Source organism: Desulforamulus aeronauticus DSM 10349, assembly GCF_900142375.1.
GTDB lineage: Bacteria > Bacillota > Desulfotomaculia > Desulfotomaculales > Desulfotomaculaceae > Desulfotomaculum > Desulfotomaculum aeronauticum.
This window is the reverse complement of the sequence record NZ_FRAR01000018.1, coordinates 75,199-87,638: the sequence shown is the minus strand read 5'-3', so window position 1 is coordinate 87,638 and position 12,440 is coordinate 75,199. Positions and strand designations below refer to the sequence as shown.

Annotated in this window: 8 protein-coding genes; 6 read left to right on the top strand and 2 right to left on the bottom strand. The window is 42.4% G+C overall.

Features of this window, described 5'->3' with window-relative positions; all coding sequences use genetic code 11:
• Positions 1-116 precede the first annotated feature (116 nt).
• The 4 genes from BUA78_RS12195 (at position 117) to BUA78_RS12180 (ending at position 7,144) form a co-directional block, all read left to right on the top strand.
• On the top strand, positions 117-2,198 hold the full coding sequence (locus BUA78_RS12195) for a HAMP domain-containing histidine kinase (protein WP_072914999.1): 2,082 nt from the start codon (positions 117-119) through the stop codon (positions 2,196-2,198).
• A 133-nt stretch (positions 2,199-2,331) separates the two neighbouring features.
• On the top strand, positions 2,332-2,934 hold the full coding sequence (locus BUA78_RS12190) for an FMN-dependent NADH-azoreductase (RefSeq protein ID WP_072914880.1): 603 nt from the start codon (positions 2,332-2,334) through the stop codon (positions 2,932-2,934).
• Between the two features lie 180 nt (positions 2,935-3,114).
• On the top strand, positions 3,115-5,319 hold the full coding sequence (locus BUA78_RS12185) for a HelD family protein (RefSeq protein ID WP_072914877.1): 2,205 nt from the start codon (positions 3,115-3,117) through the stop codon (positions 5,317-5,319).
• A gap of 139 nt (positions 5,320-5,458) precedes the next feature.
• Positions 5,459-7,144, top strand: coding sequence for a putative bifunctional diguanylate cyclase/phosphodiesterase (locus tag BUA78_RS12180; RefSeq protein ID WP_072914875.1), 1,686 nt, complete (start codon positions 5,459-5,461; stop codon positions 7,142-7,144).
• Positions 7,145-7,376: 232 nt separating this feature from the next.
• Here the strand turns inward: BUA78_RS12180 and BUA78_RS12175 are convergent, their stop codons facing one another.
• Complete coding sequence (locus BUA78_RS12175) at positions 7,377-7,715, bottom strand: hypothetical protein (protein WP_072914873.1); 339 nt, start codon at positions 7,713-7,715, stop codon at positions 7,377-7,379.
• 101 nt (positions 7,716-7,816) lie between these two features.
• Complete coding sequence (locus BUA78_RS12170) at positions 7,817-10,120, bottom strand: PAS domain S-box protein (RefSeq protein ID WP_072914870.1); 2,304 nt, start codon at positions 10,118-10,120, stop codon at positions 7,817-7,819.
• A 363-nt stretch (positions 10,121-10,483) separates the two neighbouring features.
• On the opposite strand from BUA78_RS12170, the gene BUA78_RS12160 reads away from it, so the two are divergent.
• A complete protein-coding gene (locus BUA78_RS12160; protein WP_072914866.1) occupies positions 10,484-11,824 on the top strand; it encodes a hemolysin family protein in 1,341 nt (446 codons plus the stop codon).
• 146 nt (positions 11,825-11,970) lie between these two features.
• Positions 11,971-12,417: a MerR family transcriptional regulator gene (locus tag BUA78_RS20870; RefSeq protein ID WP_072914863.1), complete on the top strand. Its 447-nt coding sequence runs from the start codon at positions 11,971-11,973 to the stop codon at positions 12,415-12,417.
• Positions 12,418-12,440 lie beyond the last annotated feature (23 nt).

Genomic DNA, 12,440 nt, shown 5'->3' with positions numbered 1-12,440 from the left:
GGGTCTTTTTGTTCGACAAAATAACCTTTATCTAGACTTTTAAATATAGAGGAATAATTGGCAAAATGTCGTAATTTTGTATAGTGAAATTTGAAAATTGGAAAAAAGGTGACTTGGTGTTGCATAAATATCTTCCTTCTAGTTTGCGCGCAAGGCTGTTTCTATTGGTGTTAGTGGCCTTTATTCCCGTTTTTGTTATCATGTTCCAAAGCATTGAAGGATATCGGCAACGAGCAGCCCAAGCAGCCCACAACGAGGCGATGCAAGTGGCTCGGGCAGTCTCCCATGACCATCAGCTACTCATTGAACAAACCAAGCTACTGCTAAGTACATTGGCTATGTTGCCCGATGTGCAGAATGCCAACACTGTTGCTTGTGATGCGTACTTTTCTAAGCTGTTGCTGCAATACCCCTTTTATAATAATATTGCGCTAACCAATGACCAGGGCGAAATTATTGCCAGTGCCTTGTCGTTTGAAAAAAACGCAACTGCAGCGGGAAGGCCCTTTTTTAAGTTGTCTAAAACATCCCGACAATTTACAGTGGGTGACTATCAGGTATCCATTGTAAATAAAAAGGCAACCCTGCATTTTGCCCAACCGGTGCTGGATCGGCTGAGTCGGGTACAGGGGGTACTGGTGGCTGCGATGGATTTAAAGTGGCTCAAAAAATTGGTTGAGAATGCTGACTTACCCCAGGGTTCAACACTGAATATAGTGGACAGAAATGGTACTGTCTTGGCCCGTTACCCTGATGAAGGCAATTGGGTGGGGGAAGTGGTACCTGAGTCAACAGTGGCCAGGGCTATTAAAGGTGACAAGGGAGAAGGGACCATCGAAGGTTCGGGTAAAGATGGTATCCAACGAATTTATGCCTATTTGCCCTTAAATGACCTGCAACACAGGGATATTTATATTGCTGTGGGTATTCCATCAGACTACGCCTTTGCTGTAGTCAATCAGACCTCCCGTCAACGAATGCTGGAATTGGTTAGCCTTACTTTGTTGGTATTTGGACTATGGTGGCTAACCAGTGAATTTTTTATCTTACGGCCACTTCAGACCTTAATGGACACTGCCCGTAAATTACGCAGTGGCGATCTAGCCGCTCGCACTGGTTTGGCATGCCAAGGGGAATTTGGGGTATTGGCTAGAGTAATTGATGAAATGGCGTCAGCCTTGGAAAGGGAACGACAAAAGCTATATACCATTTTGGATCAACTACCTGGCCATGTGCGAGTGCAAGGCGCGGATATGTTCATTCGTTTTGCCAATAAAAACTTCCGTGAATTGTTCGGCGAACCTAGTGGTCGACGTTGTTATGAGATTTTGGAGAACCGTACAGAACCCTGTGAGCATTGTCTAAGCCTACATACTTTGCAAAAAGAGCCCCCCGTTAGTTACGAACGGAATTTCTCTAACGGACGTTCCTACCACGTCTACGAGCGCAGCTTCCGTGATATCGACGGTACGCCCCTCCTTATTAAGATTAGTCTTGATGTTACCGAAAAAAAACAACTGGAACAGGAAATTACCCGCTTGGATCGCCTGAACCTGGTGGGAGAAATGGCTGCCGGAATAGCCCACGAAATCCGCAATCCTTTGACCAGTGTACGGGGTTTTTTACAATTACTTAGCGGCAAAGAGGAATGCCGCCGCTATCTGGATCACTTTAACTTGATGATTGATGAACTAGACAGGGCTAATGGCATCATTACCGAGTATCTCTCTTTGGCACGCAAGGTACCAGCTGAATTGCGACGTTGTAACCTGACAAAACTTATCAAAGAACTGCAACCTTTAATTATTACCGATACCAGTGAACAGGAAATGAATGTAGTGTTCGACTTGACAGACGTGCCCAATTTATTGTTAAACAAACAGGAAATAAACCAATTACTCCTAAACCTCACCCGCAACGCCATTGATGCAATGGCACCGGGGGGCATCCTTACCATTAGTACGGATTGGGCAGAGGATCATGTTTTATTATCAGTACAGGATCAGGGTAACGGTATCCCTGGGGAGGTGTTGGAGAAATTGGGTACCCCCTTTGTTACCACCAAAGAAACCGGTACCGGCTTAGGCTTAGCCGTATGCTATGGCATCGTTGCCCGGCACCAGGCTAGGATGGATGTAGCTACCGGTCCAACTGGCACGATTTTCCAGATATTTTTTTCCATACCCGCGGGTGTTTAGCCCAACCGTAAGAAGTAGAATAGTTGCCAAGTCTGGCAAAAGGAGCAGGTTTAAGGAGAATTCTTTAGGATGGCTGTCCAGACGAATAATTGGCTACTTCCTAGTGCAAATTAGTTTAAAAATGGAGGAAATTATGAGTACAGTTCTCTATATTAAGGCAAATCCCAAACCTGATCATGCTTCATACACCTTTAGAATGTCCGAGGCTTTTATCCAATCCTACAAAGAGGTAAACCCGGGCGATAGAATAATAACCTTAGATTTGTATCAAGAGGGGGTTCGTCCACTTGATGCTGAAATGCTAGCGCAAATGTTTTCTACACAGGAAAACATCATGAAAAAGTATGCAGAACAGTTTGCTGCTGCGGACAAATATGTTATTGCTGCTCCTATGTGGAATCTTAGTTTCCCTGCTATTTTAAAGACCTACTTTGATTATGTGGTATTGGCTGGTGTTACCTTTAAATATACAGAACAAGGTCCTGTCGGTCTTCTTGTACCAGGTAAAAAAGCGGTACATATTACCGCAAGGGGAGGCCAATATAGCGAAGGCCCAGCAGCGCAATTTGAAATGGGAGACCGTTATATTCGAACCATTTTAGGTTTTATGGGCGTTGAGCAAAGCGATATTACCACGATCACCACAGAATTAACAGGGGTACTACAGGGACAAGAACTGGAACAATCCGTTACTAAGTCTGTGGAAGAAGCTAAGCGAAAAGCGGCTAATTTTTAAAGATAGATTTCTCATCATCAAAAAAAGCAACCCAATGGGGTTGCTTACGTATTTACAGAGAAGACTTACTTTGATATACTAAAAAAATGCACAACACACCCATATTAAAATAAAAGCTTATAATTATTTTATCGTATTTATTAGGCTGTGTCAAGAGAGAAATCTGGAGGGTGATAAGACATGAGCAACTATCAGCAAAACCTTAAAGAAGAGAAGTCGTATCTTGAAAACATAACGGCCTTTATTAAAGAACAATTAACGCTGGAAACTGAAAAATTGGCACGGAGAAAAAGTGAGTTAATTGCTACTAGGAAAGATATGTGGGAGGACACCTCAATAGATATGAATCAATACTTTTCCAGTGAGGTTGATCAGCCGGTTAGTTATGCCAGCAGCCTTATGCAAGTGCAACAATACAAAAAATGTTTATCCTCCCCCTATTTTGGACGTTTCGATTTTCGGGAAGAGGGTTACCACCATAGCGAGAAAATTTACCTGGGTCTTACCACTCTCATCGATCCACAAACGGATGCTGTTTATGTGTACGATTGGCGTGCACCTATTTGCAGTATTTTTTATCAGTACGAATTAGGCCAAGCAACTTACACCGCTCCGATAGGTGAGATAGGCGGTGAAGTTTGTCTCAAACGTCAATATAAAATCCAAGCTTCCCAATTGAAATACTTTTTTGATAGCAGTATTGTTATCAAAGATCAGATATTGCAAGAGATTCTTAGCCACAATACTTCTGTCAAAATGAAAACCATTGTGGAAACCATCCAAAAGGAGCAGGACAGCATTATCCGTGATATAGATAATGAGCTTTTGATTGTGCAAGGGGTGGCAGGTAGCGGTAAGACTTCCATTGCCTTGCACCGGGTGGCGTTTCTACTGTATGACGGACTTCGTTCAACCTTACAAAGCAATAATCTCCTCATTCTTTCTCCTAACGAACTCTTCACCAGTTATATTTCCGATGTGTTACCAGAGTTGGGAGAAGAGAATGTCGAACAAAAAACCTTTGGCGAAATCGTAACTGGAGCATTGGCAGAACGGTTTCAAGTGGAAGCTAGGGAGGAGCAGTTAGAAGCCCTCATAGAATTGCAGCATGAGAGAGGGGGACGGCTAAGGAGGCAGAGCGTTGGTTTCAAGGGTTCCAGCATCTTCAAGCAGTTGTTGGATAGGCTTTTGTGGCATTATGAGCACCGACTTATTCCTTTTGGGGATGTTTACTACGCTGGTAGGGTGATTGAGAACAAGCACCGTCTTAAGAGTCGTCTGCTTAATGATAAAAGCGGTTTGCCATTAGCCAAACGACTCCAGCGGTTGGAAAATAGCATCTGGGATAAACTCCATTCCCTGCGCAGTCAGCGTCTGGCAAAGATAGAAAGGATTGTCCAGCGCAGCGAGGGACATGATCTAGAGATTAAGTCCTTTAGTCGCTTGCTATCAATTAAAGAAACCAAGACATTGCGACAGTACCTCCAAAAATTTACGAAGGTGGATTATTGGCAGGTTTACACCCGTCTTTTTAATGACCCAAAACTTTTCTTTACCTTAGCCCAGGGGCTTGAGTTACCGGAAGGCATTGAGGAAATTATTGCTGCCACTGAGCAAAGCCTGCAAGCTGGGAAAATACCCTTTGAGGATTGTGCACCGCTGCTGTATCTGAAATTCAAAATAGAAGGTAGCGAACTTTTCCCGGACATTAAGCAGGTGGTCATAGACGAAGCCCAGGATTATTATCCGATACAATATGAAATTTTTAAACTGCTGTTTCCAGAAGCGAAATATACGGTACTGGGAGACATACAACAAACCTTGGAAAAGAAAGCCGATGTTACTCTGTATGAAGAAATTAAAACAATATTCAACAAACCGAAGACAACGAAACTTTTCCTCAATAAGAGTTACCGTTCATCCTATGAAATAAATCAATTTACCAAAGGATTATTGGATGTCCCCCAGGATTACCTTTCCTTTGAACGCTACGAAGAAGAGCCAAGGGTGGTATATCAAGAAACCAGACATTTGCTAGATCAGAAAATTATTCGGGATATTGCTACTTGCCAAGATATGGGTTATCAAACAGTGGCTATTATCTGCAAAACTTTTCGGGAAGCAGAGGAAATTTATACAAGGCTAGGGGGGCAGGTAGGGGTAAGACTATTGCGACGTGAGGAAGGTAAGGTTGAGAAAGGTGTTATGATTATCCCAGCCTATTTGGCAAAGGGCTTGGAATTTGATGTAGTTTTGGTCTATGGTGTAAACCAGGAAAATTATACCACTGAATTCGACCGTAAATTATTGTATATTTCTTGTACCAGAGCTCAACACCGCTTAATGCTTTATTACTGGGGTGAAAAAAGCCACTTTTTGCCCTAAGTGTCTTTGTCGAGGTAATTTTTATTCGGTAGAATCTGACATTATTACAAGGTTTTCTCTGGCTAGTGTCGAAGTAGAAATAGGATCAAGAAAAGTTACTGTTCGAACAAACCTGGTCAGTCAGGGGGAGCTTGGCAAAATGACTGTTTATGGCGAAATTGAAGCGGTTAAAGAAGAGCAGAGGATTAGTGAGGAAAAATTTCGGACGATTTTTGAAAAGGCGGGCATTGGCATTTTTCTGACCGATATGCATGGGGTTTTAAAGGAAAGTAATCCCGCTCTGCAGCAAATGCTTGGTTACAATGCGGAGGAGCTTTCTCAAATCGTCCTTACAGATATTACTCATCCCGATGATGTTGCTAAAAGCGCAGAGTTACTTGGTGGACTATTAGCAGAAGAATATGATTCCTTTCATATGGAAAAAAGATATATTCGGAAGGATGGCCAGATTATCTGGGCTAAAACGATTGTTTCCCTCATTCACAATACCTCCGGGAAACCACTGCATGTTATCACGATGGTAGAAGATATTACGGTGCGGAAGCTGGTGGAGGAGCAACTGGAATATTTGGCCACCCATGATGCACTTACTAACATCCCAAATCGTTACTCACTGGAGAAATATTTAAAAAAAGTTTTGGATAGGGCTAAAAATGGTGAGAACAGTGTCTTACTAATCATTGGAGTGGATCATTTCAAGCTGGCCAACGATACCCTGGGGCACATTGTGGGAGACCATTACTTAGTGCATCTTGCCTCGGTGGTGCGGTTTAATCTTCGCCCCGAGGATTACTTTGCTCGACTGGCAGGAGACGAATTTGCAGTGATTCTAGAGGGGGTTACTGTAAAGCAGGCCAGAAAAATGGCTGAACGTTTGCGAGAGGCAGTGGAGAAGGAAGAATTATGTGTGATAAAAACAGAGAACTGTCTTAACTTAACGATTAGTATCGGAGTAATGAAAATAGATGGTTCTTTGGATATGAAAAGACTTCTTTCCCATGCAGATTTAGCGTTACACTCTGCCAAAGCAGCGGGAAGAAACCGGGTAGTATTGGCCTCCTCCAATGAAGAATCTGTAATAAATCTTCGTAAAATTAATGAAGTACTTGGCCTCATCCGGTCGGGTCTCCGTGATGAGCGTTTTGTACTGTTCTTTCAGCCGGTGGTTGATCATGAAGATCGTATAACACATCACGAAGTATTAGTGCGGTTAAAGGACTCGCAGGGTAAACTGATTGCTCCGGGGATGTTTATACCCCCTGCAGAGCAATTTGGGATCATGCCCCAGATTGATCGGTGGGTGGTGCAAAACGCCATAAAAACTCTGCAAAGAATCCCCAGTCTTAAATTATTCATAAACCTTTCCGGGACAAGTTTGGGGGATGAGGAACTCCTGCAGGAAATTGAAGAGACCATCATTCAGAGTGGCGTGGAGCCATCCCGGATGGGCTTTGAAATTACCGAGACGGTGGCAGTGAAGGATTTTGTCTGGGTGGAAAAATGGATTAATAGGCTGAAGGATTTGGGATGTTTTTTTGCCTTAGACGATTTTGGTATTGGTTTTACCTCTTTCCATTATCTTCGTTCCCTGCCTGTAGACTATATCAAGATTGACGGATCTTATATCCGCAATATTGACCAAGATGCCAGTCAGTTGGCTCTGGTGCAAGCCATTCACACGGTGGCCGGGGCGTTGGGTAAAAAGACTATAGCCGAGTTTGTAGAGAATGAAAAAATATTGCAAATTATCAGAGGGTTAGGCATAAATTACGCCCAAGGTTACTATTTGGGTAAGCCCTTACCGCAGCCAGTGGAAAAGTCTTAGAAACAAAGAATCGAAGGCGATTGGGTTAGTACCGCCTTCGATTCTTTATTCCGTATGCTGTTTTTCCTCTGAAAGACTTATTTCTTCTAAGCCAATATCTTCCAGAATTTTGTTGATTAAATCTTTGGACATCTAAACAATCCCCCCTTTACTAAGATTTGTTATAGGTTAACACAGTTATTTAATTGTGTCAAATAAAAACACCTGATGTAAGGAACTGCAACTTGTGATTTTAAGTATGTACTTTTTGTTTTTTGGCCATTTGATAAAAGCTATAAACCGCTATGGCTAAGCCAATAACCAAGGCGGGTTCCTCCAAGTAGAGTTCTAGAAAATCTGGGATTTTGATAAACTGATCTAGAAAATCTAAGGTAACCCCGAGGGTGAAAATACACCAACCAATCAGTAAAGGCTTACTCTTTAATCTCCTTATATACACCAATCCTACTAGGGTTACGATAAGAAGGATGTTTTCATAAACATTTTCAAAATCAGCACCGGAAATAACTAACAAGACAATGCTGGCCGGGATAAAAAGAACAAGAAGATATTTTCCTAAGGAGTGTTTCATGATTTTTATCACCCTTTTTTGCTTTTAACTTATCTATATTAGGAAAGCAATGAAAATATGAGGGACAGAGCCTAAAAGACTCTGTCCCGAAAGTATTTAACCTAAAGCTCCTCTTCAATAATTTCTACCAACAAAGTAACTAATTTCGGGTCAAACTGACTGCCAGCATAACGTTTAAGCTCTTCTATAATAGCTGAATGAGGGAGAGCTTTGCGATAGGGTCTATCGTTACCCATGGCATCATAGGCATCGGCAATAGCAAGGATACGGCATTCCAGAGGAATCTCTTCACCTTTCAACCCCAGAGGATACCCTTTGCCGTTCCACCACTCGTGATGCTTGAGAATCCAATCAGCTATGGGCAACAATTCCGGTGCAGATTGGGCAATTCGATAGCCCAATTCACTGTGGCGTTCCATCTCTTTCCGTTCATCTGCTGTTAGAGGACCCGGTTTAAAGAGGATTCTATCGGGAATGCCAACTTTGCCGATATCGTGAAATTGTGCTAATAAACGTAGATCAAAGATTTGGCTGCCTGTTAGTCCCATCCTTTTCCCTATTTTTTTCAGCAGGGTTTCGATTCGCTCGCCATGTCCTTCTGTAATGAAGTCCCTGGTTTCTAAGGCTTTCATCATGGCACTAACAATAGAGCTGCGCGAACTGGAATTTCGGTGCAATTTCTCTCTGTACATGCTATTATCTGCTTCGGTAAAGAGCTGACTCATTTTTTTTGAACTATTTTCACGGAGAGCAGACCCGATGGATAGGCTTAGTGGGGGTTTCCCCGGATTTTCTCTATTATATTGCTTGAGAGACTGCTTAATGCTGCGCGAGTAGGATGCTAAGTCTTCTTTAGAGCAGTCAGTTAGTAAAATGGCAAACTCATCCCCACCGATTCTAGCCAAGCTGTGGTTCTTCTTACAGCACTTTCCCAGTATATTGGCCACATCTATCAGCATTTGATCACCGGCTTTATGACCAAAGGTGTCGTTTACTAATTTAAGTCCATCTAAGTCAATCATGAGGAAGCCGACGGGTTTCGAACAATGCTCTAAACGCTCCATTTCTTCTTCAAAAAAGCTTCGGCTGTAAAGACCTGTGATAGTGTCATGCTGGCTAAGATATAAAAGCTTTTCTTCTATCTCTTTCCGTTCATTAATATCCCGGGCAATGCCTTGAATAGCAATCAGCTTGCCACTAAGGTCATAAATGGGTACACGAAATATCTCTAACCAAACAAGATGGCCATCCTTGTGTATCCACCGTAGGGTTGACTTAACTTGAAACTGGCCATCAAAAACACTGGCCACCAGAGGCCAATCCTCCGGGTATATACCATTTTTATGGACATTTATGTCTTGATAGAATTCTTCAGGTCGATAACCAGTGATTTTTTTCGCTGCAGAATTAATATAAGAGAAGTGAGGCTTAGGAATGAAACTGATATGATAAATCATATCCAGAGCGTTTTCGGACAAGCTGCGAAAACGGGCTTCACTTTCTATTAGAGCCTTTTGCGCTTGTTTAGATTCGGTAATGTCGCGGATGGATTCAATAGTAGCCACTGTCTCACCCTGGGAGTTAGAAAGTAAGGAAGTTTTCAATTGCAGATAAGCCCCTTTACCGTCATAAAGTGCCGGAGCAAAGACTTCCCCGGTTATTATGTTACCGTACCGCTTTATATTTTGATAATTGCTTAGGTTAGTGTTATTTTGCATAAATACACCGATTAACCCAGGGGTTGGCTGGCCATAAAAAGGTACGCTGTAGGCATAGTTGCCTTGGCCGATAATTTTTTCTTTTAAAATGCCGGTCATTTCTTCAATGGCACGATTCCAGGCAACTACTTTTTGTTCCCTATCTAGAATAAAGGTAGCATCGGGTAAAAATTCAATAATTTCTGTCAATTGTTGATTCAAGGTGGTTAACACATCCCGGCTGCTTTGTAATTCATCATACTGCTGTCTTAATTCTTCCTCGGCAGCTAACAATTGCTCATTGGCGGCGGTTAGTTCTTCAATGGTGGCCATTAGTTCTTCGTTTGATTGCTTAAGGGAACACTCAGTTTCTTTCAACCGGCTAATATCACGAATGTTGCTAAGAATTACGTGTTTCCCCTGTAGGTGAAATTTTTTGAAACTTACTTCTACGGGGAAGGTACTTTTATCCTTTCGCCGATGCATGGTTTCGAACAGAACTCCTTCTTCAATAACTTGCGGAGTTTGCTGGTAAATAGTAGTACTCATTTTAACAGCACACAAGTCGAAAATCGTAAAATATAAAAATTCTTCCTGGCTATAGCCGTAGGCTTCTTGAGCCGACGGGTTGGCTTCTAAAATACGTCCTAATTTATCTAATATGAATAATATATTTCTGCTTTCCATGAAGAGGTTTGAGTATGACACAGGCATCACCTTACTTTTTTCCAGATAAAATTATAATTGAATATTTCAACAATAAAATCCTCCAAGAATTTGAAATTTGTCATTTTTTTGTAAGAATGAGGTTGGGGAAATTTAACACTTTAACAATTACAGTTTACGGGCAATCTTATAGGACCCAAATATATAGAGAGTAGCCGATTGATAAAGAAAAAAGAAACTCCAGATTGGTAAAATATAAAATTTTCAGCCATATCCCCGAAAGTGGTTGTTTAGTCTCTTTTCGCTGGTTTTATTAATAAACGCAAATTTGTTAGAATAAACATTAGTTAGCGGGGGAACCCGCTTTTAGATTATATTATATTAAAGGAGAGTGGTCCCATCATTATGGGTGACGACACGTCATTCAGTATGCTCTTGGCACTGCAGGTTTTATTGGCTGTATTTTTGGTTTTTTTAAACGGTCTTTTTGTCGCAGCAGAATTTTCCTTTGTAAAGGTCCGACCCACCCGCCTCGCCCAACTGGTGGCGGAGGGAAACCGTCAAGCCAAAGTTGCTCAAACTTGTGTCAACAACATCGATGCCTACCTATCCGTCTGTCAACTGGGTATTACTCTGTCCAGTCTGGGGCTAGGTTGGTTAGGTGAGCCTGTGGTAGCCAAACTTTTAGAACCTGTTCTGTATTCCCTTGGAGTAACATCTACAGCGGCGGTTCATACCATTTCGTTTATCATTGCTTTCAGTCTAGTTACATTTCTGCATGTGGTCTTTGGTGAGTTGGTGCCAAAATCACTGGCCATACAGCGGGCGGAAGGTGTGACCTTGTGGCTAGCTGGCTTCATGCGCGTATTTTACGTTGTCTTTTACCCTGGCATTGTGGTGTTTAACGGTACAGCCAACTGGATTTTACGCTGTATCGGTGTACAGCCTGCCAGTGAGCACGAAGAAAGTCACAGTGAGGAAGAATTGCAGATGCTGGTATCCGAAAGTTATAAAGGCGGTCACTTGGATAAAAATGAATGGCGCATGCTCCAGAATGTGTTTAACTTGGAAAATAGGGTTGCCAGGGAAGTAATGGTGCCTCGGCCAGAGGTAATCTTTTTGGATCGTCAGAAAACCCTGGAAGAGAATCTGGCTATCGCCCGCCAAACCGAGCACACCCGCTATCCTCTAATGGATGGAGACAGTGACCATGTGGTGGGCTTAGTACACATCAAGGATTTGTTTCGATTGGAAAAGGGAACTACCATTGATAAGGTTAAGAGATCTATCATGATGGTGCCCGAAGGGGTCTCCCTGGATCACATGCTACGGGAATTTCAGCAAAATCACCAACAAATGGCGTTAGTAGTGGATGAATACGGTGGTACCAGTGGGATCATTACAATGGAAAACGTATTAGAGGAATTAGTGGGCGAAATTCAGGATGAATTCGACCAGGAACTTCCTCAAGTGGCTCCGATTAAAGATGGTGCCTTTATGGTGGATGGTCGGATGTTGCTGGAAGAAGCCTCAGAAATGTTTAAATTACCGGTGGGCGAAGAGGAAGAGTACGATACCCTGGGTGGCTTTGTATTTGGCAGATTGGGTAAACGCCCCAAAGTGGGTGATGTTGTCGAATTGCCAGAGCACAAGCTGGAAGTGGCTGAAATGCAGGGACTACGTATTAATCGTATCCGGTTAAATATATTGAACGACCAGATGTGTGAAGATAGACCGGTGGCTTAATTACGATAGAATAAAAACAAGGGAAGAACCAACTAGCTATGCAGAGGTTGGTTCTCTCTTTTTATATTTTTTTCACACTAAAACGTATAACTGTACACTTTGCTGGTAATCTTGTATAATAATGGGGAGGTGATAGACTTGGGGAGTTGAAGAAATACAGAATTGGCGAGTTAGCAGAACTGGCAGGCGTTAGTCGGCGGACCATTGATTATTATACCAATTTGGACCTCTTAAGACCGGAACGCTCTGGGTCGGGTTATCGCTACTATACGGAAGACTGCCTGCAACGTTTAAAGCTGATTGAAAGCATGAAAAGCCAGCGTCTAACCCTGGATGAAATTAAGGAACGCATGAATGCCCTGGCAGATATCCTACGAACCAAAGAGATCATTGGCAGACCGGCAGGTTTGGATCTCCATTATCTTAAAGAACAATTTAAACAGTTAGAGAACCAACTGGCAGAGTTACAGCCTCTGGTTAGCAATCTGGAGTCCGGCCAGGTGGTAGTAGTCAGTCGACAGGTTTTAACGCAAAGTATGGTTCTTATACAGTCGTTAATTCTTTACCTCAGCGAGGTAGCGCCTTATCTATAAAATTGGCTATCTCAAAATAGACT